Raw genomic sequence first — 25457 nt, forward strand, 5'->3', positions numbered from 1 at the left:
AGTTGCTTTAAAGAGATCATCGCTATTGATGCTTATCATGCACGCAAATATTCGCATTATCGGAGCCTCAATTGAGCGAACTATATAACCAAGAAGTATCCAAACATTACGGTGCGTACCGTCCACCGATTCATGAAAAAATATTGCATCAGGTGTTTGCTGACTTTAATCGATTTGAAGTTGGTCTCGATGTCGGTTGCGGTACGGGCGTATCAACTGTACCTCTGAGTCAGTTTTGTCAGGTGGTATATGGTGTTGAGCCTAGCGAGGCAATGCTGGCTCAAGCGCAGCAGCGAGACAATATTCACTATAGCTTAGGAACGGGTGAAGCTCTGCCATTTGCCGACAGCGCAATCGATGTGGTGACTTTTGCTGGATCGCTGTTTTACGCCAAATCGGATGCATTGGTAAAAGAGTTAGCGCGAGTGTGCTGTGATGATGCGCTGATTGTGGTGTACGATTTTGATGTATTGATGGGCGATTACATGCAATTGCTGGGTATCGACCTTAAAGTCTCGGCCGAGCATTATGATCACGCGATTAACTTTGATGACTACGATCAGTTCGATGTGGTTTCTTCGGGTAAAAATTTGCTGGCGATTGAAGTTAGTTCAAGACAGCTAGCTCATGTTTTGTTCTCATCTACCAAACGTTTAGTGCCGTTGATGGCGCGTTTTGGAGGCGAAAACAGCTTTGAAACCGTGGTGGCAATGCTCGATGAAATCAGCGTTCAGCATCAATTAATGGCAGAGACTTATGTCTCGGTATATCGATTGCCAAAGCTACCCCAAGAGTAAAAACCAGTCGTCTACAAAAAAGGAAAGTCAGCCGGTAAAGGCTGACTTTTTTGTCTATGGTGAAGTTGAACACTGTCTATCAACCGACTTTAAAGAACGCCAACATCGATTGCTGAGCTTCGGACAAATGCGATAGCTCATCGGAAGCTTGAGAAATTTGCTCGGAGCTTTCAACATTCTGATTAACCAGATTGGATGTCGAGACGATATGATGTGATATATCGGCACTGGTTGCGGCTTGTTCTTCTGATGCTGAGGCAACCAAAGCATTTTGATCAGAGATTTGAATGACGGCTTGTTGAATATCGACGAAGGTCGATTTTAGGGTTTGTTGGCACTGGTTGTTTTGATCAATCAACGTCATATTCATCTCCATAGAGGCTTCTGCAACTTGGGATTGTTGTTGCAGGTTCTCAATAATCATGGAAATGTCGACCGTCGCCGATTGGGTTTTTGCTGCGAGGTTACGCACTTCGTCAGCCACCACGGCAAATCCGCGTCCTTGTTCTCCTGCTCGAGCGGCTTCTATCGCGGCATTCAGTGCCAATAGATTGGTCTGCTCAGAGACATCATTGATTAGGCTGATCACGGATCCAATCTTTTCTACATGTCCTCTTAACTCAGACATGATGCCACCAGTGTCTTCAATCGATGCTGTCATTTGCATTGATAACTGTTCGGACTCTTCTAATGCTTGGCTACCTTTTGCCACGTTTTGTGTCGCTTGTTGAGCAGCGGTCTCGGCCATATCAGCATTTTGGCTTACTTCAGTGGCAGTTGCTGCCATTTGTTGCGAGGCAGTGGCAATTTGTTCAACGCGGCTCAGTTCATCTTGCGCATTTTGCATGGATTGCGTTGTAATGGCTGCAAGCTCGGTTGCGGCTGCTGATACGCTGCTACTTACGTTGGTTAATTCGTGCATCGTTTGGCTGAGTTTACTGGCCGATTGATTGTATTGGCGCGCTAAATTGCCTAACTCATTTTTACCAAGGTCAGGTAGCTGTTGAGTTAAGTCACCTTCAGACAGTGCTTGAATACCCATGCGTAGCGTGTCCACAGCCCCGACAATATGTCGAATAATGAGATAGGCCATGAGGAGTAACAGCGTCGCTGCGATTGCTGTGGCGACAACGATATTAATCAATGATTGCTGAAGAGCATGATCGCTTTCTGCAATTCGTTGGTTAGAGTAATCATGTGAGATGGACATTAACTTATTTATTGCTTCAATTAATGCTAAGCCATTATCTGCATTAATTTGCATCCATTGATCTCTTTCTTCTAATGTGATTTCGCCTTGGTCAAATTGATTAAATATTTTTTCAGCCTGTTTAATGTTATCAACATATATTTGGCTCATTTTAATGATGTTATTTATCACGTCAGGCTGAGGGAAGGATAGAAAATCAGCGGCGATATGTTTATCTAAATTTTCTTTCCATGCCATGAGTTTCCTTCGTACATTTTTCGTTCATTGAGAGAATACACAGAACGAAAGTAATCAACGCGGATTTGCCAAAGTTCGTCGCTCATAGCGGCACTACTCATTGAGTATTCGTAGTTACTTTTAATGCGCCCGTTCAAATAGCTTTGGGTTGAGTGCAAGTAGCTAAGAAAGATAGCAACCATTAGCGTAAAACCAACGATAGAGACGCCAGCTAAGCAATAGAGTTGCGTTTTTAGGTTAGAGTTTTTGATAATGTTCATAAGATTTATTGCACTTGTTAGTTTTGCTGTATCATCCATGAGCAAATTAATTAATCAAAAACATGATTAATGAGAATCTAGTCACGTCTTTCCCAATAGTTGCAGTCATTGTGTAGCTTTATGCGATCAGTCTTCTATTTCTTAGAATAAAAAATAAATAATGAAAATTTTGTTGTATATATTTTATAAATATCGATTGGAATGAGTGTCATTATTTCGATTGGTGTATTTGATATAATTAATATTAATTATGAAATTTATTCTGAATATTCAGCGATAATTTTAAATGTTACTCTCCAAATTTGTCGTTATCTGATGCTGTGAATACGTAAAACAATAAGCAATTGAATGCTTATTGATAGGTTTGATCTTATCTTTGAATCTATTATTATCCGTAGATATAACACGCATATCGCGTGTTGCTTAAAACGATGATGAGAATAAGTATGAAACATTACCTAGTAGCACTGGGTTTGGCCTTGGCTCTAACTGGTTGTGACGATGCGAACAAAGCAATTGATCAGGCTCAACAAGCTGCAAATGATGCGGTAGATAGCTTACAACAGCGTGTCGATGACTTGGATCTTAGTCAGCTAAATTTCGAACAATTTGGTGAAGCAACAGACAAAGCAAAAGAGTTCGCGGCATCAGTAGAAGAGGCAGTGAATGCTGACTATTCAAAACCGGAAGTGGTTACTCAAGTTGAAGATCATATTGCAGCAACCTACAACTGCCTAGTTGATGCTACCTCAGAATCAACCGCTGAGAAGTGGGTGAACGGAATTCTCGAAACGATTGGTACTCAGGAAGCGCAAACGGTCGTAGAGAAAGCAATCGAAAAGGCCAAAGATGCCCAAGAGTGCGTGATGTAATAAGTCGCCTGAAAAGCGTCGTATTGTGCGAAGTCAGAAAGGCTTGATTACACTTGAGAAGAGTAAATTATGTTATTCAAGGAGAGTGTATGTCTGACGATCAAAATCAAGTCACAGTGGTTGATATTAAAATGCCATTTATGTCGATGGTGGTCTTTTTGGTCAAACTATCGATAGCAGCGATTCCAGCAATGCTAATTTTAAGCGTGATTTTTGGGGTTATCGGTTTGATTTTTGGTGGTATTTTTAATGGTATCCACCATCAATAAAGCGTTTTTGTGTAAATTTCAAAAGCAGCCATAACAGGCTGCTTTTTTTTGTCATGTCGATTTTGTGGTCTTTGATAAATTTTTAGTTTGATCGTTTTACTTTATTGCCGCTATTTATATGGTACAAACTGCGGCAGAAAAAGAAGTGCCTTAAGAAGTATGTAACGCATGACATGTAAGGCGTTTGTGTTTAAATCTAGCTCAGAATTCGATGGTTGAAAGCCTTCGTAGGTATCGCATTGATAGTAAACTCACAAGTTTACTTTTTTCGCCTTTGACGATATTATTTCAATCACAAATAGTCAGAAAACCTATAACAATAATCTGTCTCCTTTTTCCTTACACTAGTGCTTTATATCGAATGTAAAGCGAGTATTAATCTAGACATTTTAGACCTATGCCAATCATGAGGTTGGCTGATAACCAAGTAATGTCCCAATTGAAATTGAAGCATGAAATTCTCCCCTTTGTTGTTTGCCACCTCTTGTTTGATCGCTTCTACCGCCAGTGCAGACTCTTTTACGTTACCTATTTGGAAAGAAGAGGCTGAGGCGCGTGGTTACCAGCTACCTAAGCCATTTGGCTTAAACCTCAGTTATATGTCGATGGAGCAGGGGATCAATGTTGATTCGATTGCTCTAAGTAATATCAACATTCCGGGTCTTGATTTAGATATGAAGGCAGAGCCGGGTAAGCAAGTTACTGACGTATTTACCTTGCGTGCGGATGTTTGGTTGTTTCCATTTCTCAATATTTATGGCTTGGTTGGGAAACTTGAAGGGTATTCATCTACAGCGGTAAATGTTGATGCGCAAGTAAAACTACATCCTCTGCTTCCGCCACTAAAAATCAAACATAGAATTGAGGATTTTCGTCTGGATTTGGATGGCGATCTGAAAGGTGCAGGTTTTGTCTTAGCTGGTGGTTATAAGCAGTGGTTTGCTCTAGTGGATGCTAACTACACGCAAACATCGCTGACAGTAATTGACGGATCTATTGACTCCTATGTTGTCTCTCCGCGTCTTGGTTATGACTTTACCAAAAATGGTACGCCATTACGTGTATGGGTGGGGGCGATGTATCAAAACGTTGAGCAAGAGCTATCTGGAGAATTGCGTGATTTGAATATTCCTCTGGATGGGCGTTTTGATGTCAAACAACGTTTGGTTTCAGAATGGAACACTCTTGCTGGTTTTCAGTATGGAATTAACCGCAGTTGGAATATTGTGGGCGAAATGGGTTTTGGTGAGCGAGAAAGTGCGTTTCTTTCTCTAGAGCGTCGTTTTTAGGAAGCGTTCAAGGTGAAACGGATTGTAGCGTTGGTGGTAAGCATCGGTTTATCACCGCTATCAACGAATGCCGCAGAGCCAACGAATGGTTGGTTTGAGCAATTGCTTGAAGATCTTGGTTCAAGCGAAACGGTTGATCATAGCAAAGCCATCGATTGGGGCGTTTTGCCAGGGCCGTTTGTAAACCCAGAACAAGGGTTTGGTATTGGCATGGCCGCGGTTGGACTCTATACGCCGGCAGGCTGGCTACCGAGCGATCCCTATTCTACTTTGACGGTGAGTTCTTATGTTTCCACGTCAGGCTCTTATGGCCTTGGCGTGAATAACCGCACCTATCTCAAACAAGACCGAATTCGCCTGCTTGGTGAGGCATCGATTAGCCATACTCCGGGCTACTATTGGGGCGTCGGTAAATCGGCCGCAGAAAGTGATCAAACTAAAACCCAATACGATGCTCAGCGTTTATTGTTAAGCCCTAAAGTCGCATTAGAAATTGCGCCTAGTACTTATTTGAAACTGGGGTGGCAATGGCAAACTTACACCAATGTCGAAGGGCTTGATGGCGACATTCTGCCAGCAGAGATGCAAGACGCGACATCAAGTGGATCGTTGGTGGGCATTGAGTACGATACGCGAGATTTCGAGCCGAACCCGCAACGAGGGCAGTTCATTGATATCGAATGGATTGCGAATCGAACCGAGTTAGGCAGTGATAGCGATTACGACAATTTGACAGCAAACATTCGCCATTACCAAATGTGGTCGAAAGATACCATCATCGCGATGGAAATTTATTCACAATCAATTTTGGGTGATGCCCCTTGGTTTGATTACGCCTTACTTGGCGATGATCAACGTATGCGTGGCTATTACCAAGGTCAATATCGAGACAAAAACCAGATTTCAACCCAGCTTGAAGTGCGCCATACCATTAATGGGCGCCATGGGGTTGTTGCCTGGTTAGGCGCAGGTAATGTCGCAGAACATTATCATCAATTATTTGAAAGCGATTGGTTACCCACCGTTGGTGTGGGTTATCGTTTTGCATTTAAAGCTCGCATCAATGTGCGAGTCGATTTTGGAGTCGGAAAAGACAGTACAGGATTTTATTTTCAGATCAACGAAGCCTTCTAGGAGGGTCAGTGAAAAAGGTAGTATTACTCTTATGGAGCTTGTGCAGTATTAACAGTGTGCAAGCTGAGGTTCCTAAAGCACCTGTCGGTGTGCGTCCGTGTTGCGCGTTTGGAATGGATCTTAAGGCGCAAGTTGGCGCGATTCCCGTTCCGTTTTTCTCGCTAGAGAACGTGCTTGGCGACGAGGATATAGGGGCGCACCACTATAATGATGGCGGTGAGTCAGTTGCTGGCAGTTTATTCGGCTTTGCCGATGAGAAAAACGGCATTCTATATACTCGGTTGGGAGGCTTTATTGATACCGCTCATGTGCGTGATACTGCAGATTACACTTTCTACCTTTATAAACTCAATCAGCAAAATCTTGGCGAAAATGTACAAGTGACATTGCCAGCGGAGTTGCGAGTGCGGCAGATTCGTTGGATTGAACATCCGACGGATTTTTATAGCAAAGAGCGAAATGAGCGCAGTGCTAAAGCAGCCGCCTTTACTGCTTTTCGACTTGCTCAATGGCACGAAATCGCTCAGTGGTTTGGTATGGTATCAGTGAGTGGCTTTAAGGAGTACGCATCAGCGTTCTCTTCTGAGGATCTCTATTCCAATATGTTAGGAGCGCTGATCGCTCAACATATTTTATTAGAACACCCGAGCGTAACGAAGCGTGAATTTCAACACATGATGGATTTACGTTTCCACTCTGCACTCAATAAGTTGGATGTACAACCCAAAGCCATTGCACGTCAGAAGATGCAGCAGTTAGACGGTCAATGGTGGGATAGTTCTCGACGTTTACCCGATAAATGGGTCGTGCTGTTTCGAGATTATCATCTTGCGCTGAGCTTACTTCCTCATGCGCCCGGAGCAAGCATGACATTGTCTCTAGAGCCTGAGTTCGCGGATGAACAGCCCATTGAGGATTGGGTTCGATTAGAATTGATTGCTGACAAAAAAGAGGGGGCTTTTGCTGAGTTACCTCAGTCGCTAAAAAGCGAGGCAGTATGGCAATCACACCATTTTCAAGCGCTGGCTGATTTTGCACGCATGAGCGATGAAAAAACACACCCGCAACGTTAAACAAATAACCCCTTAGCTTAGGCTAAGGGGGTCATTTACATCAGTACAACTCAGCAAACTCTACAATTGGTCGCTTGCCACGCAGTAGTAAGAAGTTAAGAAAACGGCTGGTGCTAGAGGTGATGATTTTTTCTTCATCGACTTGGTATTCTTCGAGTAACGCTTGAGCATGTTCAAGTTCGCCAATTTCACTCCAAAAATGGGCGTCAGACCCAGTCGTAAAGTACACCCCAAGTTCTTTACCGACTCGCACGATTTCATCACAGTTAGGAATACTACCGACACGGCTCATTCCTGTGAGTGAAGAGTTGTTGACTTCAATTGCCACGTTATGTTCTTTGGCGCACGCCAATACGGTTTCAATATCAAATTTAAAATTAGGATTACCGAGGTGGCCTAGTGCATCCACGCGTCCACTTTTAATCACATTGAGCAGGGCTTCAGTATGCTCTGCTTCGGTCGCTGGTTTAAATACGGGTTCATGAAAACTGGCGAGAAACCAATCGACGTAGTCGCCGTTGTCATCATGGTAGTCAATCTCCCCTTGAGTATTGAGGGTGTTCACTTCAACGCCGCGAATAATACCAACACCATTGAGAAAACGGGGAATAACGCGCTGGTTAGAAAAGTGCCATATGTGAGGAGAACCGGGCATCTGTGGTGCGTGATCGGTGTTACAAAGGATTTGTAAACCTTTGCTTTGCGCCGCTAATGCGTTTTCAGTAATGGTGCTATAAGCGTGACCACTTGCGACCGTATGAGTGTGGGTATCGACAACAATTTTCACTGTTCCCTCCGGAAATTTCGGTGCACTAATGTCATCTTACTGACGAAATATCAGCGATTTCATGTGCTGATTGAGGTTGGCTGTATGGAAAGAAAAACATGCCAGTTGAGTACATTTTGCGCGCTAACCTATTGGCTTGCAAGCGAATCCCCTTAGCAAAAGAGGACAAGTTTGATGGAGCAAATTTCCCTTTAACTCGGTGGTTGAGAAATTTCTATTCACGGTTAAAAAATTCTTAAACTGCGTCGTCTTTTTCTGGCGAGTGTCGTCTTAGAGATAAAGACGTACAACTACTTTGTGTGACTAGAAAATGAATAACACGCCAAAACCATTGGACCAAATTAAACCTTTGCTGACTCAACAACTGATCGAAGATGTGTGTGAGTGGGCCATCATGCACGGCGTTGCGTTTAAGCAGGCGGATAATACCGCTCGCCATTGCCCTTTTAGTATTGCGCCGACTACGTTAAAGCGTGACATGTACCAGCATCTGCTCAAAGTGACCCCGCTTATCGCAAAGCTTGTGAGTCACGTGGCTGAAGACCATGCGTTTTTGCAGCAAACGTTGAGCTCTATGGCCAAAGCTGAGCCGTTTTTTGCACGTTTGATGGCGATGCATGCTCAGTTGCACTCTGATGGACTTCAAGCAAAACGTCAGCCCTTGCTCCTGATGCGTACCGATTATATGGATGATCGTGAGCTAGGTGCGAAAGTCATTGAATTCAATGGCATCGCTGCGGGTATGGCGCCATTTGGTCAGCGTGCGAGTGAACTTCATCGCTACTTGGCTGAGCAGTGGGCAGATGCTACCCAGCCTTGGCAGGTAAATTCTCAAGCAAGTTATGCCGATAATCATGGTATGGAGCAGTTAGCTTTAGGCATTGCGACAGCGGCGAAACAAGTACGTGCTCATTTTGCGGACGAAGGTAAGCCACTGTTTTTGATGGTGGTGCAACCAAATGAAGATAATGTTTATGACCAACATCTGCTTGAGCAGGAACTGCAAAAGCAAGGGGTTCGTACCGTAAGACGCACATTTGCGCAGTTAAGCCATCAGCTCTCTAGCGGTGAAAACCATCGTTTGATGTTGGATGGCATTGGCGGCGTAGATACGGTTTATCTGCGAGCGGGCTATCAAGAGTCAGACTACTGCGATCCAGAGATTGAAGAGATAAATTGCTGTGAAACGCTAAGTCAAACCCGTGTATTTATCGAGCAGCACTATGTTGCGATGAACGCTACGATTGGCCAGCAATTAGCCACCAGTAAATCAATGCAGATGATTTTGACCGAGATGCCCGCGCAGCAATATTTGCATTGGGGATTAACGCTGGAAGAAGCGATGTTGGTGAAAAGTGTGTTAGCGGAAATGAAACCTGTCACGGCACAAACCATCGAGTGGTTTGAACAACATGCAGATCAAAACCAATGGGTACTGAAAAACCAAGGCGAAGGTGGTGGTCACTGCATTTTTGGCGAGCAGATTAGCGAAAAACTCCATCAGCTGAAACCGCATGAGTATGACGCTTGGGCATTGATGCAGCGTTTGTATCCACATGAGCGAGAAACTCCAACGGTTGCGGTTCGCGATGCCAAGCAAACGATAGTGGACGATTTGATCAGTGAAATCGGTCTGTTTACGGCCCATTACCAAGGTAAACCCGTGACGGATTTTGCCGGTTATGCGGGCTATTTGATTCGCAGTAAACCGGCGAGTGAAAACGAAGGTGGTATTCACAGCGGTAAGGGTATTTTGGACTCTTTGATGCTGGTTGATTAAACCAAGCGAACAGCAGATAAATAAAAACGCCACTAAAAAGTGGCGTTTTTATTATTGGGCATATGATGAAATCTTAGGGGGAAGATGTCATCGATTATGCCGCTGCGGTGACTTTGTCTTCACGAGCTTTTAGGAAAGCGTAGCTAAAGCCAGTTAGCGCGGTACCTGCAGCAATCGCTACTAGGTAAAGCAGTACTGGAGAAATCGCATTTGGAATCAGTAGTACAAATAGACCACCGTGAGGAGCCATCAACTTGGCACCAAACAACATTGAAAGAGCACCTGTTAACGCACCGCCTGCCATACATGCAGGGATCACACGCATTGGATCTTTTGCTGCAAATGGAATCGCACCTTCAGAGATAAAGCACAAACCTAGCACAAAGGATGCTTTGCCTGCCTCACGCTCGCTTGGCGCAAACTTCTCTTTAGCAAGGAAGGTTGCCAGACCCATACCCAGAGCTGGAACCATACCCGCTGCCATGATGGCTGCCATCGGCGCGTAAGTTTGTGATGCGAGTAGACCAACACCAAAAGTGTAAGCCGCTTTGTTTACCGGACCACCAAGGTCGAAACACATCATTGCGCCTAGAATCACACCAAGTAATACTGCGTTTGCTGAACCCATGTTGTTAAGGAATTCAGTTAGTGCCGCCATGATGCCAGATACCGGACCACCCACGATGTAAATCATTACAAGACCAGTGAATAAGCTGGCAACAAATGGAATGATTAGGATGGGTTTTAGCGCTTCCATCGATTGCGGGAGTTGCACTTTGTCAGCAATAAACTTCGCTGCGTAACCGGCAATAAAACCTGCAGCGATACCACCAAGGAAACCTGCGCCTGTAGAGCTTGCTAGCATACCGCCAATCAAACCCGGAGCCAGACCCGGACGGTCAGCAATAGAGAATGCAATGTAACCAGCCAGTACCGGAATCATCAGTGCGAACGCTGAACCGCCACCAATGGTCATCAGTGCTGCCGCTAATGTGCCTTCTTCTTTGAATGCCTCAATACCAAATACAAATGACAGCGCGATAATCAAACCACCGGCCACTACGACAGGAAGCATGTGCGATACACCGGTCATTAGGTGTTTGTAAACGCCCTTTTTCTCTTCTGTCGTGCTGCCTGAGTTTGCTGCGCCAGAGTGTTGGTAAACCGTCGCTTGTTCGAACGCTTTATCCATCTCTTCTGCGGTTTTCTTTAGTGCTGGGCCGGTTTTAGTGCGGTACATCTTTTTGCCATGGAAACGATCCAGTGGTACTTCGATGTCTGCAGCGATGATAACCAAATCTGCTTCAGCAATTTCTTGCTCACTCAGTTGGTTTTTCGCACCAACGGAACCGCGAGTTTCTACCTTAATTTGGTGACCACGACGTTTACCTTCTTCATCAAGGGCTTCTGCCGCCATAAAGGTATGAGCAACACCCGTTGGACAAGCGGTGATTGCCACGATTTTCTTCACACCTTTAGGGTCACTGGCAATCACACTGCTGATGGTTAGCGGCTGTGCTTGTTCTGCGGCTGTTTGCAGAGTTTGCTCGGCATTGGCAATCACTTGATCAATCGATACACGTGCGACTTTTTTGCCCACAAAACGCGTATCATCCACTTCACGATTGGCTGCGATAAGTACCCAGTCGCTGGCTGCGATTTGTTCTGGGGTGATCGGCGTACTTGGTACGACTTCAGATTGACATTCAATATTGGCAGCCCAACCCAAAGATTGTGCTGCTTTCTCTAATAGCCCCGCTGCGATGATGCTGTTGGCAACGCCACTAGGACAAGCGGTAATAATGGTTACGTTCATAACATCGACCTTTTTGTTCGAGTTTTCGCTATTCACTTAGCGACGAAATTGGTTTGATTTCAATTTGTTGTTTTAATTCGTTCAAAGTATCTAGGTCACTGACTCCGACACCGACTTGGCTTACCGCCAAAGCAGACAGGGCAGTAGCAAATTGCAGTAGCTCAGGTTTTGGCATGTTTTGCATATGACCCCAGCACATACCGGCCACCAGCGTGTCACCAGCACCCACAGTGCTGACAACTTGCATTTTGGGTGGCTTCGATGCGAGCCATTGGCCTTGGTTAAGCCACATCACGCCATTCGCACCGCGAGAGACCACAACGTTCTCAACGCCATCGTGGTTGATTTGTTCCGCGACTTGAGTGATTTCCTGTTCGGTATGAATGTCACGACCTACTAAGTCAGACAGCTCTTCATCGTTTGGTTTTATCAGCCATGGTGAGGCAGTAAGACCGGCTTTTAGCGCCGCGCGGCTTGAATCAAAAATGACTTTTTTGCCACGTTGTTTCAGCAGTTCAATCCACTTTGCACAAAGCTCAGGTGTAACGCCGGTTGGTAAGCTGCCCGCTAAGACAAAGTAATCGTGATCTTGGCAAAGCTCATCAAGCGTGTGCTCAAATTCAGTAATTGCTTGGCTATCAACGCTCACGCCAGGGAAGTTGATGTCACTCACCGTGCCATTTTGCTCTACTAGCTTAACGTTAATGCGGGTTGCCCCTTGCACTCGTACAAAGCGATCTTGCGCATTGATTTGTTCAAACAGCTGGCAAAACAGCTCTTGGTTATCTTGGCCAAGAAAGCCTGTAACTGTCACTTGTGCGCCGAGATCAGACAGTACTTTAGCCACATTTACGCCTTTACCAGCGGCATGAAAATCGCTGTGATTAACCAAGCTCACACTACCTTGGCGCAGGCAATCGAGTGAGCCAGTTAAATCAAGAGCAGGGTTTAGCGTAATGGTGACAACTTTATTACTCATGTTCGCTCCTTAACCTTCACCTAGGCCAGATTCAATCGCTTGACCAATGGCTTCAAGGGCTGCTTGCGCATCATCACCGTTTGCGGTGAACTCAAGCTGGTGGCCATGTTTCACACCCAGACCAATCACTTTCATCAGGCTCTTAGCATTGACCGCCTGGCTATCGCTATCGAGGTTGCGTACGGTAATTGCACTTTCAAATTTCTTCGCACAAGCAACCAACATCGCTCCAGGGCGAGCATGCAGACCATGCGCATTACGGATTTTGTAAATCGCACTATTAGCGTCACCGTTACTTGCTGGCGTGCTTGCCTGTTCAGCGGTCGCAGGGTTAAACAATGCGATCAGCTCCAGTGCTGATTTGCTCAGTAGTGAACCAATTGCTTGGTCAGCGATCAGTGCAGTGATAGTGCTAAGCTGAGCGCGATGAGCACTGTTACAGCCAGCAAACGCAATCAGCGCTTTTACATCTTGGTTTTCAAAATGACATTGGTTAATGGTGGTGACGAACGCCATACCCGTTTGGTTTACGCCTTTATTGGAGCTGACGAGCCACACCCCTTCACCAAGGTGAGTTGGGTTTTTCGCTACTACGTCAGCGACAAAAGCGGTATCAACACTGCCTGAGTTCTTTAATAGGCCTGCGCTAACCGCTGCCATTTGAATCATATCGCTGGCCGGGAAATCCAACTGAATGTGGCTAGCATCAAATTCGATGGCTAATTGAGTCTCACCGTTAAGTAGCGCAATGATTTGCTCTGCGCTCTGTGCGTTTTGTAGAGCTTGTTCAACACCATCTTCGCCAAGCACTTTGGTCAGTTGTTTTAAAATTCCTAAGTGCTCATCGCTTTTAGCGGCGATACCGATCGCCAAGTAGACCGTGTTACCGTCACCCCAATCTACACCATTAGGAAAGTGAGCAATCGCAACACCCGTTTGTTTAACGAGGTCACGTGTATCGGTCGTACCGTGAGGAATGGCGATGCCATTACCAAGGAAGGTAGAGTTTTGCGCTTCACGCGCTTGCATGCCGGCAAGGTAGTTTGCTTCAACCAGACCGTTGTCAGTCAGTTGCTGGGCAAGGAATGCAATAGCAGATTGCTTATCCTCATGCGCTTGATTTAGCGTGATGTCCTGAATGGAAAGCTTAAGCATATGAGCCTCATTGGTTTGATTTATTAGCTTTAGCTGAATCGGTTCAGCGAGCGGTTAAAAAAATTCAGCAAATGCTGTGATTGTAGTCGAAGTTGCGATGCCAACTACATTTTCGAACTTTGCTGAATCCTTTCAGCTTTTATGCTGTATCGATTCAGCATATAATGCAAATAAGTTAGTGATCATCTTTTTTAAATTTTGATCTCATCCACAAAACATCGGATCGAGCATGACTTTAGATGAAATTGCCAAGTTAGCTGGCGTATCAAAAACCACAGCAAGCTATGTGATAAATGGCAAAGCACAGCAGTATCGAATCAGCCAAAAAACGCAGCAAAAAGTGATGGCGGTTGTTGAGCAGCATAATTACCGTCCGGATATCGCTGCCAGTGCCTTACGTGTTGGCAGCAGCCGTTCATTTGGTTTGATTATTCCGGATTTGGAAAACACCAGTTATGCTCGCCTAGCTAAATTGCTGGAGCAAAACTCGCGTAAGGCGGGGTATCAAATTCTTATCGCGTGTTCCGATGATAATCCAGAGACTGAGCGTGCTGTGGTTGAAGCCTTGGTAAGTCGCAAGGTCGATGCCCTGTTTGTTGCCAGTAGTATTCCCGATGCCAATGAATTCTATCTTGCACTGCAAAATCGAGGCACACCGGTGGTAGCGATTGACCGTCCGTTAGACGACGAGCATTTTTGTTGTGTTTTGAGTGAAGATTTCAGCGGTGCTTATGAGTTGGCACAATCGATTGTGTCTCCCAAGGTTAAAACCATTGGTGTGATTGGCGCTTTACCTGAACTGACGGTCTCTACTATTCGTGAGCAAGGAATTCGCTCGGTCGCGAATGAAAATGGTTTAGAAGTGCAAGTGGGTTATGGTGAGCACTTTCACCGTGAAGAAGGACAGCGTATCTTTGCTCGCTGGGTAAAAGACAACGCGGTACCTGAAGCGATCATCACTACCTCTTACACGCTACTTGAAGGGGTGTTAGATGAACTGCTTAAAGCCCCACACATGGCAGCAAATATTAAACTAGCGACCTTTGGTGATAATCGTCTACTCGATTTTCTGCCATTTAAAGTCAACTCTTTGCCCCAGCAGTTTGAAATTATTGCAGACAGTGCGTTGGCTTTGGCGCTTAATGCCGCATCGAAACGCTATGAAGCGGGGGTAGAATTGGTGCCGCGGCAGATCGTTGTGCGTAACTAGTTTCACTCAAATAGACAAAGCCAGCGTTATGCTGGCTTTGTTATATAGTCTTTCACGCCAGTGTTGGTGATTTGCGGCTGATCACCCAAGCTCGAATATGGTCATAGGCAAGGTTAAAGACAAAGGCATACAAAGTAATAAAGATCGTCATACCAATGTCCATCACTAGGGCATCCAGAATGCTAACTTCAAGAATATAAGCGATCACTGGTACGGTGAAAAACAGCAAGCCCAACTCAAATAGCACCACATGACAGATACGTGTTTTCAGTGAACGCAGTTCTTTTTTACCCGGTACGTATTGGTCGAACACCCAATTAAATATCATATTCCACACCATCGCCATGGTCGCAACGACTATCATTGTTCCTGATAGCTTCATGATTTCATGATCGGTAAAGACCGCCAAACCAACGATAGTTAATGAAATCGCCAGCACTTCAAACAGCACGGCATGAAATACGCGTTCGATACGTCGCATATAGGCTCCAAGCAAGTATTCAATTCGGTAATAAGGCCGAGGATTATGCGCAAATGGGTAGAAAACAAAAGTTAAAAGCCATCACAAACTGTGATAGCTTGCAAAGGTCGATATGGAAGGTGGTGCTATGTACAGTTTTGAACAATTGAAGATTTTTGTCGCCGTTTGCGATAGCGGCTCTTTTTCTGCTGCCGCTCGCAAGTTAGGGCGAGTGCAATCTGGGGTTAGCCAAGCCATCGCTAATCTTGAGTTGGCGATTAATCAAGAGTTATTCACCCGTGAAAAGAATATTCCCCAATTGACGCCAGCAGGACAGGCGTTACTCCCCATTGCCAAATCTATCTTGCATCAACAGCACTTTTTTGATCAAAAAGTGGTAGCTCTTGAACAATCAGTGGAGCACAGCCTGACTATCGCCATTGATGATTGCTTACTTAACGATGAGTTGCTGTCGATTTTGGCCGAGTTATCACACGAATTTCCCATCACTAATATTGATGTAGTAAGTGGCAGCACCTTTGATATTGAGGAGTGGGTTCGCTCTAACCAAGCTCATATTGGACTGATCTTTGCCGATGGTGAACTGCGTGAAGACATGGATTTCTTTACCTTAGGTCAGATGCGATTTTTAAACGTGGTGGCCCCAAGCCATGAATTGGCTTCACTAAGCTTGGTTCGAGATGTTGATTTAAAGCGGCATCGACAGATTATTCATCGCAGCGGTTCTAAAAAAGAGCTGTGGTTTAGCTATGGCATTAGCGGTAACTATTGGCACGCAAATACCCATGGATTGCTGCTCGACTTAGCCTGCAAAGGCATTGGTTGGGCGGTGGTACCTGAGGTGATGGCCAAACCCTATATCGACAAAAGTAAGTTAGTGGCGCTGCCTGTGGCGCATGAGTTGAATGGTTGGCTAACCACGACAGGCTGTTTAGTCTCACGAACGCAAAGCTCTGGTCCTGTGTTACAGCGTTTGATTGAGCGCTTACAAAACCTTTAACTCAATAGAACCCCGCGGCATGACAATGACTTGGGGTTCTCAATTAAGATTTTATTTCATTACGCCGCACACCATGCGAGCCCCACCACCACCAAGCGGTGCTGGTTTATCAGAATAGTTGTCACCTCCGGCATGAATCATCAACGCTCGACCATCGAGGTCGGCGAGTTTCACTCTTGGTGCGATTACTGGCGAGGTGGCTTTGCCATCACTATCGACAAACAGCGCAGGTAGATCGCCCAAGTGATTATCATCCGTCCAAGGCTGACCATGTTTACCAGTGTTAGCAGGATCGTAGTGTCCGCCCGCTGCGCCTCCTACAACCGTTTTTCCGTCTTTTTCAACACTGTCACAGGATGGATTGGTGTGCACATGAAAACCGTGTTGGCCTGGAGTTAATCCGGTTAAGTTCGGGGTAAAGACAGTGCCATATTGGCTAGCGGTGATCACTATCGTGCCGGCTGAATTGCCGCTATTGAGATCAATCATCTCTACACTGATTTCATCATTGGCAGAGCTATCGGCCAATGCAAAGCTGGAAATCGAGCAAAGTGCTAAAGCAAGTAAGGTTCGTTTCATCTTTTTTCCTTTTTAGCGCATGACGTAAACCATAAGTATGGTGAAAAATCATCGCTTTGCTCAGCAAATAAAATATTTTCTCGATAGTGTTTGACCTGTCTATAGCTTTACAGTTTAACATTCCTTCTATACTGACAATCGCAACAGATTTTATAGGTTACATATCAATGTATCGTATCTCCGAATTGGGTGAACGGGTTGGCCTGTCACGTACCGCTTTGCTCTATTACGAAAAGTTAGGGTTAATCTCCGGGAAGCGCATGAGCAATGGTTATCGCATGTATAGCGATATGGATGTACAACGTTTGACCTTAATCCAACAACTGCAAAATGGCGGCTTGACCTTAAAGGAATGCAAGGCGTGTTTGGAGGCCAAAATTGAGCAAGCGTTATTGCGTGACCGTTTACAACAGCTCGATGCGGAGATTGCGCATAAGCAGCAAGCGCGGGATTTGTTGGCGGCATTGTTAGGTGAGAAGCCACTTTCAGGGTGGCATGAAATGTTAGATAAAGTTGCGCCCGACGCCCATTTAGCTTGGCTAAAAATGCAAGGCTTTAGTGATGTGGATGCGCAGCGATTACGATGGTTATCTAAAGATATGAATACTCATGAAAGCTATATGGCTGACTTTGAGCAAGTGTATTCCCCACTGGATCGTTGGGGGCCGGGTAGCGAAGGCGATACATTGGCCGCACTGAACGCTTTGCCGCAAAAACCGACTGCAGTATTAGAAATTGGCTGTGGGCAAGGAATTGCAACGACCGTATTAGCTGAGCATTTACCAGTGCCAATCACTGCGCTCGATAATCATCAAGGAGCATTAGACCGATTGATGGAACGTGCCAAAGAGTTGGGTTATGCGGAACAAGTTGTCCCTGCTATTGGCGATATGTCAGAACTGCCTTTTACTAAACAATCCTTTGACCTGATTTGGGCCGAAGGTTGTGCCTACATCATGGGTGTTGAGAAAGCGCTTAAATACTGGCGTGAGTTTTTAACCCCGCAAGGTTTGCTTGTTGTGAGTGACATCGTTTGGAGTAGTGATGCACCGAGTGAGGAAGCCGCTCAATTTTGGGCCAGCGGTTATCCTGATATGCAGACAGTGGCGAAACGTATCAAGCAAATCGAAGCCTCGGGCTATCGAGTTATCAAGCATTTCGCGCTAAGCGATCAGGCTTGGCAAAATTATTATCAACCGCTTCAGCAACGTGCCAATGAACTAAAAACGCAATTGATTGGCTCACAAGCGCTTATTGATATTCAGGCTGAGTTGGATATTTTTTATCACCACAAACCTGAGTTTGATTACCAAATGTTTGTATTGGCTAAAGCTTAATGAACAAGAGAACGAATATGAAATTAACGACGTTAGCACTTAACCACAAAGCACAAATTACGGAATTATTTACTGCTACTTTTAGCGATTCGGAAGGTGTGGATGAAGGTAAAGTGATTGGCGAATTAGCCGAGCAACTGGTGGTAACCACACCAGAACAAGAGATGACGATCGTCGGTGCTTTAGACGATGAAGCGCTGATCGGCTGTATTGTGTTTACTGAGCTTAAAATTGCTGAAAATAATCTACGCGCTTATTTACTTTCTCCTGCAGCGGTAGCCACTCATGCACAAGGTAATGGCGTGGGGCAAAAACTGATTCAGTTTGGTCTTGATAACCTTAAGCAGCAAGGCGTCGATGTGGTTGCGACATACGGCGACCCAAGCTTTTACGGTAAAGTGGGGTTTGCTCAGATAACGGAAGATCAACTCAAAGCACCGTTGGTATTGAGCTATCCACACGGTTGGTTGGGTCTGAGACTTGATGGTAGCGAGTTTGGTTCGATTGCGGGTGAAACCCGTTGTGCTCCTGCACTCAATAACCAACAATATTGGTAATTGTTTTCATTGCCGTAATGAGGGATGGCATGAGTCATCCCTTTTGCGTTTTAGATGACTTCTCAAAATTGATGTAAATCAAATGATGAATTGATTGATTTTTGGTTTTTTTTGTAAATATTTGGTGATCTATAGAGCTAGGGCTATGTGCCACAAGGTGTACATGTGTTAATGGTTTTTAACATCGATTATTTCTATTAGCTTTATCGATTTTTTACATTTTGTGCGAGTAATTGTTTGCATTAATTTAGGCACCAGAGCGTTTCGGGTAGAAAAACGCCAGCCTAGTGAGGTTGTTATATCTCTGAGAGAGGAAGTCTCAATGAAAACAATAATAGCAATGTCTGTACTGTCGATAATTTCTTTTGGCGCTTACGCTGATCGGCAAGCTCAAGAGCCGATCAAAGTTATCGAACCTGCAGTGGGTCTAGACGCTAAGAAAGTGGAACTGGGTAAGACCTTATGGTTTGAACCACGTCTTTCAGCCTCAAATACCATTTCGTGTAACTCTTGTCATAACCTTGCCCGTGGTGGGGTCGATAACCTACCAACCTCTATTGGTCATAAATGGGCAATTGGTCCAATCAACTCGCCAACCGTGTTCAACTCAGATCTGAACTTTGTTCAGTTCTGGAATGGTCGTGCCAAAGACTTGCAAGAGCAAGCCGCCGGACCTATCGAGAACCCTTTAGAGATGGCCTTAACCCATGAGCTCGCGCTTGATACATTGCGTTCGATTCCGCAATATCGAGCGCTGTTTAAACAAGCTTATGGCGTGGATGAAATCACGATTACTGAAGTGACCGATGCCATCGCTACATTTGAAAAAACGCTGCGTACGCCAAATGCCCCATTTGATAAATGGCTGCAAGGTGATGATACCGCGCTGACTCAAGTGCAATTGGAAGGCTACAACCTATTTAAACAAAAAGGGTGCACCACTTGCCACTCAGGCCCACTTGCTGGTGGTCAGATGTATCAAAAAATGGGTCTAGTGAAGCCGTTTGTAACCGATAATCCAGACGTAGGACGCAAGGCTATCACGGGTAAGGACTTCGATAAGTTCGTGTTTAAAGTTCCAACGCTGCGCAACATAGATCTTACCTATCCGTACTTCCATGATGGCTCAGTTTGGGACTTGGAGGATGCGATCATGTTGATGGCAGATATTCAGTTAGGCATGGGTGTAAATGAGCAAGAAGCAGTAAAAATTGCCGAGTTTTTACGTTCGCTCACTGGTGAATTACCACAAGTAACTTTGCCGCATTTACCACCTTCGAGCCTAGAAACCGCAAGACCTAATATCTAAAATAGCGGTTCAATCGGTGCGTTACCTAGGGGCTCATAGAGCCCCTTTTTTTATCGGAAGTTAAATAGCTCAGTGTGGAAGTGATTCAAGTTGTATTGTTGACCGCTGAGCTGTTTCTTCAACGCTTGGCCAAACCCAAGCGGGCCGCAAAACCAGATGCTGCTTTGATTAATATCGAACGGTTCGATATGACTCTTTCTACGAATAATTTCTTCGATAGTGAGAAAGCGCATCACACGGGTATCGATGACATGAAACTCAATGTTCGCTTTCGCCGCTGCGTGTTCGAGATCCGCGATTAATGTTGGTGATGGCGCTTGGGTACAATAATAAAACGTGACCGGCGCACTGCTGTTTTTCAATTCCGCTAAGCGAGCCTTAAATGCCGCGCAACCAATGCCTCCGGCAATCCAAATTTGTGATTTATCATCATTAAAGTCAAAGTCACCATATGGGCCTTCAATTTGCACCGGGTCGCCAACCTTTAACAGTTTAGGCAGGTTAGTCGTAAAGTCACCCAGTGCTTTAATCGAAAACTCGACGTAAGGCTGACTGGCATCAGAAGTAATCGTAAATGGATGCGGCTCTTCACCTTCTACTTTAAGAAAAGCAAATTGTCCTGCTTTATGTCCTGACCATTTTGGTAAAGTCACCCGCACATTGGTGGTGTGGCTGTCGCTATCGTGGTGAATACTCCCAATTTTGCCGTGGTGAGTTTTACGTTTACCAATCAAACCCAGCAAGCTAATGATCGCGGCAATCGTACCAATCAGCGCCAATCCAACGACAAGCGGTGTAATGAGACTGCTCCAGTAGGCGGGTTTGATTAATATCACTGAGTGGTAAGCGATAACGACAAACACAAGCGCCATGATTTTATGGGTAATACGAAAGCGTTTGTATTTAATTGGTGCAAATAGTGCGATGAGAGTCAGTGCGATAAACAGGTAGATACCCCATTCACCAATGGACTCAGCACCACCACGTAAACCCATGATAGTGGCTTGCAGTGAATCTGGATCGAATTGTTGGCCAGCGCCTTTTACTGGACGAGCGATGATACCCCAAGCAACCAATTTTTTCGGCACGATGGCAAGCAGCCAATGTGCAGCCCCAATGATCACGCCATAGATAGCGACCCATTTGTGCAAACGGTATGACTTATCAAGTCCTGCAGTTAAGCGTTCAATCGCGGGTAAGCGCAGTGCTAATAACATGGTGATGGCGAGGAGCAGTAGTGATACCACACCGGTAAGTTGCATTAGCGCGCTGCGCCATTGCATAAAATTGGTATTGCTAAAAATGGTCGGCTCTGCTTGTAACCAAATTAAGCTACAGGCTGCGACAATGAGCGCTACGTATGTATAGAGTTTGTTCATGGTCAGATTCCCATTTCAAGATAAAGAGATCTTACCCTCTGCAATGTAAGCTGCGGTCAGCATAGGTAAACAAATGTAAATCTGATGCTGAGGATAAATTTATAAATGTGGCTAATGCTTTCGATAAAAGATTCGATTCATCATTCACCGTATTGATCTAATTATCTGTAATAAAATGGGTTTATCGTTTGCCTTTGGTTTAGCTTCCACGAGCTAATCATTGGGTGATTCATAAATGGCACCAAGCCGTAATAAGGATAAGTATGTTGAAAACGAAACTAGCGCTATTGATTGGTTGTTTGTCTTTTGGTGTGAATGCCGCCAGCTTTGAAACCGTAACGTTGGGAAGTAAAGGCGGGATCCAAGACGGTAACCTAACCGCATTTATGCTTAAAAGTGAGCAAGATGATAATTACGTGATGCTTGATGCGGGTTCGGTAGTGAACGGTTTGATTGTTTCCGAACAAAAAGGCGCATTTGAAGATGTGCAAGTGCCAGCAGATTCGAAATACACCAAAGTCGGTTACTTACTGAAAGAACGCGTAAAAGGTTATTTGATCAGTCACGCTCACCTTGACCATGTGGCGGGTATGATTATTAGCTCACCAGATGATAGCCACAAACCTATTTACGGCTTGTCAGCTACCAATGAAGCCTTGATGAATAACTACTTCAACTGGTCGGCTTGGCCAAACTTTGGCAACGAAGGTCTCGGCTTTAAACTCAGCAAATACACTTACACCGATCTTCCAGAGTTTCAATGGCAAGAGGTGAAAGGCACCAGCATGCAAGTGATGGCGATGCCGCTTGCGCACTCTGGTGGTCAGTCAACGGCATTTATGCTCAAAGACAAAGCTGGCGATGTCTTCGTTTATTTTGGTGATACTGGCCCAGATGCGGTAGAGAAGAGCGATGCGCTAAGCAAAGTGTGGTCAACACTGGCTCCGTTTGTGAAGCAAGATAAGCTGAAAGGCATTGTGATTGAAGTGTCGTTTACTAACCAAACACCAGATAAAGCACTGTTTGGTCACTTGACGCCAAATTGGCTACTCAAAGAGCTGACCGCGCTTGAGACTTTAGCCGGTAAAGGCAGTCTGAACGATCTTGATGTGGTGATTAGCCATATCAAATACAGCTTGAAGAAAGGCGAAGACCCACAAACAGTGATTAAGCGTCAGCTTGATGAAGCAAATAAGCTTGGGGTGAAATTTCACTTCCCAGCTCAGGGTGATGCGCTAAGTTTCTGATCATTTTAAGAACTTAAATATCAAAGCCAGTCGATGATGACTGGCTTTGTTTTAGCGCTCAAGATAGCGCTTTATATTTTGAGTGAAGCACCTTGAGTTTTGATCACTTCTTGGTACCAGTAGAAGCTCTTTTTGCGTAGGCGGGTCAGTTCGCCATTGCCTTCATTGTCACGGTCAACATAGATAAAGCCGTAGCGTTTGCTCATTTCAGCAGTGGAGTTTGCCACTAAATCGATAGGTCCCCATGTGGTGTAGCCCATCAACTCAACGCCATCTTCAATCGCTTCACGCGCTTGTACTAGGTGATCGTTCAAGTATGAGATGCGGTAGTCATCGATAATTTCACCGTCAGCCGTCACTTCATCGCGAGCGCCTAGACCATTTTCCACAATGAACAGTGGCTTTTGGTAACGGTCGTAAAGGAAGTTAAGCAAAATACGCAAACCTTTCGGGTCAATCAGCCAGCCCCATTGGCTTTTCTCTAGGTATGGGTTTGGTACACCTGCAACGATATTGCCCACTTCTTTCTCATGGTCATTCGCACTGGCACATCCCGAGGCGTAGTAGCTGAACGATATAAAGTCGACACTCGCCGCGGCCAGCGTTTCAACATCGCCATCCGCCATTTCAATCGTGATGTTGTTGTCGCGGAAGTAACGCAGCATGTAACCTGGGTAGCGACCACGAGTTTGCACATCACCAAAGAATAGCCACTGGTTATTCTCATGCATGGTGGCAATCACATCATCTGGATGGCAAGTGTGCGGGTAGGCGATTGCACCTAGCAGCATGTTACCAATTTTGGCGTCAGGGATGATTTGATGACATAACTGCACCGTTTCTGCACTAGCAACTAATTGGTGGTGAATCGCTTGGAAGATATCTTGTTCGCTCGCGTCTTCTTGCAAGCCAACACCAGTGAATGGCGCGTGTAGCGACATGTTGATTTCGTTAAACGTTAGCCATAGTTTGACGCTGTCTTTGTAGCGCTCAAACACGGTACGTGCATAACGGGTAAAGAACTCAATCAGTTTACGACTTCCCCAACCACCGTAGTTTTCTACCAGTGCATAAGGCATTTCGTAGTGAGAAAGGGTCACAAACGGAGTGATGTTGTGCGCTGCTAGTTCAGCAAAGATTTTGTCGTAGTATTCTAAACCAGCTTGGTTTGGCTCTAACTCATCACCATTTGGATAGATGCGCGTCCAAGCGATAGAGAGGCGCAGACAGGTAAATCCCATTTCTTTAAATAGCGCGATATCTTCAGGGTAGCGATGGTAGAAATCGATCGCCAAATCTTTGATACCCGGCGTGCGTTCTTCACGGGTTTGATGTGGGCTTAAAATGCCATTTGGCAGCATATCTGAAGTCGAAAGTCCTTTACCATCGGTTAGATATGAACCTTCAACTTGGTTAGCTGCGATAGCGCCGCCCCATAAAAAGTCATTAGGAAAGGTTGTCGTCGTCATAGGTTATTCTCATAGCGTTACAAGCAAAAAAACAGCGACACATAACCTCAAGCATAGTGCTTTTAGGTGTGCCTAAATTTTAGTTATATGGTTTTTGATTATCCGTATTTCACTTGTCAGCGGTAGAACTGTGTTGTCAGAAAGTGAGCTAAGATGAGAATTTGGTGAAGAGGTGGTGATAATTAAATCAATTTAGTGAAACTGATGTCATGGAATTCGTGGTAATAGAACTGAATGAGTGACAACAGAGAGCAAGCCGCGAGCGCGGCTTGCGTAATGGAGAGCCTATTGTTCTTCTGAATAGGTCTCCAACAAAGCTTCAAAACGCTTGTTGCCATGCAAAGATTCCAGATCTTGTTCGTGCGCAATTAAATCTCGAATTGAAGGGCTGGCCTCAATGGCGCGAGTTAAATCATCAATCGCTTGCTCTTCGACACCAAGACGAGCAAAAGCACAGGCGCGTTGATAGAGTGCTGGACCGTTAGTATCGTCGAGTTCTAAAACACGATTACACAGGCTGAGTGCCCAGTTGTATTCGTTGGCTTCCATGGCGGCATCGGCTTTGTAAGTTAGCGCTTCAAGATCGCCAGGGCGAATATGCAGAATTTCGTCGTAGACGGCGATTTTTTGCTCTGGGGTTTGCATACTTTGCGCACGTAGCCACAAGTTATGCACTTCATTGATTATTTCAATCTCTTTGTTGTTTTCAGTAATGATGCGAGTTTTACGTTTTAAGTCCCGCTCAAGGGCGATAAATTTCTTCTCATATTCTTGTGCAATGCCTTCGAGGCGCTTGTCGGCCATTTCTTTGGTATTCACTTTTAACTCGCGAATCGACTGCCAACCAACAAAGGCGATCAGGGATGCCACACCAGCGATAATATAGAAAAAGTAGGTAACGGTGACATTGGCGTAATTGAGTGATTTATCGGCCACGGCCAACTCTCGATTAGTAATATCGATCACTAAGCGTCGCTCCAAATCTTGTTGCGATTCTCGTAGTGATTTCAGTTCATCAAGGATATAGCGCTCCATGAGGGGTCTATCGAGCATATCCGATTCTGAGTATTTTTCTTGTGCTCCAACTGTAGAGCTAAGTGTGGCAAGGAGTAGAAATATAAGTGAAAAAATTGCGCGCATTTAGCATCCCTTTGTAAAAATATTGTGTGTTTTTTTGGGTTCTTTTTACAGTAGCAGATTGCTATACGATAACGCAAAGTCACTTCTTTGA

Annotated in this window: 24 protein-coding genes; 13 read left to right on the plus strand and 11 right to left on the minus strand. The window is 45.1% G+C overall.

Annotated features, from left to right (window positions below; all coding sequences use genetic code 11):
- Positions 1 to 71 precede the first annotated feature (71 nt).
- A complete protein-coding gene (locus Vt282_RS14055) occupies positions 72 to 797 on the plus strand; it encodes a class I SAM-dependent methyltransferase (RefSeq protein ID WP_162063785.1) in 726 nt (241 codons plus the stop codon).
- Between the two features lie 79 nt (positions 798 to 876).
- On the opposite strand, the gene Vt282_RS14060 is transcribed toward Vt282_RS14055, so the two are convergent.
- Both Vt282_RS14060 and Vt282_RS14065 read right to left on the minus strand, forming a co-directional pair.
- Complete coding sequence (locus Vt282_RS14060; RefSeq protein WP_162063786.1) at positions 877 to 2244, minus strand: methyl-accepting chemotaxis protein; 1368 nt, start codon at positions 2242 to 2244, stop codon at positions 877 to 879.
- Positions 2223 to 2504 (minus strand): hypothetical protein, encoded by a 282-nt coding sequence (locus Vt282_RS14065; protein WP_162063787.1) that lies wholly within the window; start codon positions 2502 to 2504, stop codon positions 2223 to 2225. The genes Vt282_RS14060 and Vt282_RS14065 overlap by 22 nt, the downstream gene beginning before the upstream one ends.
- Positions 2505 to 2950: 446 nt before the next feature.
- Here Vt282_RS14065 and Vt282_RS14070 point away from each other — a divergent pair, with 446 nt between their 5' ends.
- The 5 genes from Vt282_RS14070 to Vt282_RS14090 all read left to right on the plus strand — a co-directional run bounded on the left by Vt282_RS14070 (position 2951) and on the right by Vt282_RS14090 (position 7141).
- Positions 2951 to 3376, plus strand: a complete 426-nt coding sequence (locus Vt282_RS14070) for a hypothetical protein (protein WP_162047685.1) — start codon at positions 2951 to 2953, stop codon at positions 3374 to 3376.
- Positions 3377 to 3465: 89 nt separating this feature from the next.
- On the plus strand, positions 3466 to 3645 hold the full coding sequence (locus Vt282_RS14075) for a hypothetical protein (RefSeq protein WP_162047686.1): 180 nt from the start codon (positions 3466 to 3468) through the stop codon (positions 3643 to 3645).
- Positions 3646 to 4097: 452 nt separating this feature from the next.
- Positions 4098 to 4934 carry a TonB-dependent receptor gene (locus Vt282_RS14080; protein WP_162047688.1) on the plus strand — a complete coding sequence of 279 codons (837 nt, stop codon included), beginning with the start codon at positions 4098 to 4100 and terminating at the stop codon, positions 4932 to 4934.
- Between the two features lie 12 nt (positions 4935 to 4946).
- The gene (locus Vt282_RS14085) at positions 4947 to 6068 is read left to right on the plus strand and encodes a BamA/TamA family outer membrane protein (RefSeq protein WP_162063788.1); all 1122 of its coding nucleotides are present in this window, start codon (positions 4947 to 4949) and stop codon (positions 6066 to 6068) included.
- A gap of 8 nt (positions 6069 to 6076) precedes the next feature.
- The gene (locus Vt282_RS14090) at positions 6077 to 7141 is read left to right on the plus strand and encodes a DUF4056 domain-containing protein (RefSeq protein WP_162063789.1); all 1065 of its coding nucleotides are present in this window, start codon (positions 6077 to 6079) and stop codon (positions 7139 to 7141) included.
- A 40-nt stretch (positions 7142 to 7181) separates the two neighbouring features.
- On the opposite strand, the gene Vt282_RS14095 is transcribed toward Vt282_RS14090, so the two are convergent.
- Entirely contained in the window at positions 7182 to 7928 is a 747-nt protein-coding gene (locus Vt282_RS14095; protein WP_162063790.1) for a phosphatase, read from the minus strand.
- A 310-nt stretch (positions 7929 to 8238) separates the two neighbouring features.
- On the opposite strand from Vt282_RS14095, the gene Vt282_RS14100 reads away from it, so the two are divergent.
- On the plus strand, positions 8239 to 9708 hold the full coding sequence (locus tag Vt282_RS14100) for a glutathione synthase (protein ID WP_162063791.1): 1470 nt from the start codon (positions 8239 to 8241) through the stop codon (positions 9706 to 9708).
- A 94-nt stretch (positions 9709 to 9802) separates the two neighbouring features.
- Here the strand turns inward: Vt282_RS14100 and fruA are convergent, their stop codons facing one another.
- Genes fruA through fruB form a run of 3 tightly spaced genes read right to left on the minus strand, consistent with a single transcriptional unit; the run spans position 9803 to position 13658 of the window.
- Positions 9803 to 11524, minus strand: a complete 1722-nt coding sequence (gene fruA, locus Vt282_RS14105) for a PTS fructose transporter subunit IIBC (protein ID WP_162063792.1) — start codon at positions 11522 to 11524, stop codon at positions 9803 to 9805.
- Positions 11525 to 11552: 28 nt separating this feature from the next.
- Positions 11553 to 12503, minus strand: coding sequence for a 1-phosphofructokinase (gene pfkB / locus Vt282_RS14110; RefSeq protein WP_162063793.1), 951 nt, complete (start codon positions 12501 to 12503; stop codon positions 11553 to 11555).
- 9 nt (positions 12504 to 12512) lie between these two features.
- Complete coding sequence (fruB, locus tag Vt282_RS14115) at positions 12513 to 13658, minus strand: fused PTS fructose transporter subunit IIA/HPr protein (RefSeq protein WP_162063794.1); 1146 nt, start codon at positions 13656 to 13658, stop codon at positions 12513 to 12515.
- Positions 13659 to 13887: 229 nt separating this feature from the next.
- Here fruB and cra point away from each other — a divergent pair, with 229 nt between their 5' ends.
- On the plus strand, positions 13888 to 14868 hold the full coding sequence (gene cra, locus Vt282_RS14120; RefSeq protein WP_162063795.1) for a catabolite repressor/activator: 981 nt from the start codon (positions 13888 to 13890) through the stop codon (positions 14866 to 14868).
- A gap of 52 nt (positions 14869 to 14920) precedes the next feature.
- On the opposite strand, the gene Vt282_RS14125 is transcribed toward cra, so the two are convergent.
- Complete coding sequence (locus Vt282_RS14125) at positions 14921 to 15349, minus strand: PACE efflux transporter (RefSeq protein ID WP_162047704.1); 429 nt, start codon at positions 15347 to 15349, stop codon at positions 14921 to 14923.
- 127 nt (positions 15350 to 15476) lie between these two features.
- On the opposite strand from Vt282_RS14125, the gene Vt282_RS14130 reads away from it, so the two are divergent.
- Positions 15477 to 16349 carry a LysR family transcriptional regulator gene (locus Vt282_RS14130; RefSeq protein ID WP_162063796.1) on the plus strand — a complete coding sequence of 291 codons (873 nt, stop codon included), beginning with the start codon at positions 15477 to 15479 and terminating at the stop codon, positions 16347 to 16349.
- 51 nt (positions 16350 to 16400) lie between these two features.
- Here the strand turns inward: Vt282_RS14130 and sodC are convergent, their stop codons facing one another.
- Positions 16401 to 16928, minus strand: a complete 528-nt coding sequence (sodC, locus tag Vt282_RS14135) for a superoxide dismutase family protein (RefSeq protein WP_162063797.1) — start codon at positions 16926 to 16928, stop codon at positions 16401 to 16403.
- A gap of 167 nt (positions 16929 to 17095) precedes the next feature.
- Here sodC and Vt282_RS14140 point away from each other — a divergent pair, with 167 nt between their 5' ends.
- From Vt282_RS14140 to Vt282_RS14150, 3 genes are all read left to right on the plus strand, one after another.
- A complete protein-coding gene (locus Vt282_RS14140; RefSeq protein WP_162063798.1) occupies positions 17096 to 18265 on the plus strand; it encodes a MerR family transcriptional regulator in 1170 nt (389 codons plus the stop codon).
- A gap of 17 nt (positions 18266 to 18282) precedes the next feature.
- On the plus strand, positions 18283 to 18822 hold the full coding sequence (locus Vt282_RS14145; RefSeq protein WP_162063799.1) for a GNAT family N-acetyltransferase: 540 nt from the start codon (positions 18283 to 18285) through the stop codon (positions 18820 to 18822).
- 322 nt (positions 18823 to 19144) lie between these two features.
- Positions 19145 to 20131, plus strand: a complete 987-nt coding sequence (locus Vt282_RS14150) for a cytochrome-c peroxidase (RefSeq protein WP_162063800.1) — start codon at positions 19145 to 19147, stop codon at positions 20129 to 20131.
- A gap of 50 nt (positions 20132 to 20181) precedes the next feature.
- Here the strand turns inward: Vt282_RS14150 and Vt282_RS14155 are convergent, their stop codons facing one another.
- Entirely contained in the window at positions 20182 to 21510 is a 1329-nt protein-coding gene (locus Vt282_RS14155) for a ferredoxin reductase family protein (RefSeq protein ID WP_162063801.1), read from the minus strand.
- 263 nt (positions 21511 to 21773) lie between these two features.
- On the opposite strand from Vt282_RS14155, the gene Vt282_RS14160 reads away from it, so the two are divergent.
- Complete coding sequence (locus Vt282_RS14160) at positions 21774 to 22757, plus strand: MBL fold metallo-hydrolase (protein ID WP_162063802.1); 984 nt, start codon at positions 21774 to 21776, stop codon at positions 22755 to 22757.
- Positions 22758 to 22828: 71 nt separating this feature from the next.
- Here Vt282_RS14160 and ascB read toward each other — a convergent pair whose 3' ends face one another.
- The gene (gene ascB, locus Vt282_RS14165) at positions 22829 to 24226 is read right to left on the minus strand and encodes a 6-phospho-beta-glucosidase (protein ID WP_162063803.1); all 1398 of its coding nucleotides are present in this window, start codon (positions 24224 to 24226) and stop codon (positions 22829 to 22831) included.
- Positions 24227 to 24511: 285 nt separating this feature from the next.
- On the minus strand, positions 24512 to 25366 hold the full coding sequence (locus Vt282_RS14170) for a tetratricopeptide repeat protein (RefSeq protein ID WP_162047718.1): 855 nt from the start codon (positions 25364 to 25366) through the stop codon (positions 24512 to 24514).
- Between the last annotated feature and the right edge of the window lie 91 nt (positions 25367 to 25457).

It is taken from the genome of Vibrio taketomensis (assembly GCF_009938165.1).
In the GTDB taxonomy this organism is placed as follows: Bacteria; Pseudomonadota; Gammaproteobacteria; order Enterobacterales; family Vibrionaceae; genus Vibrio; species Vibrio taketomensis.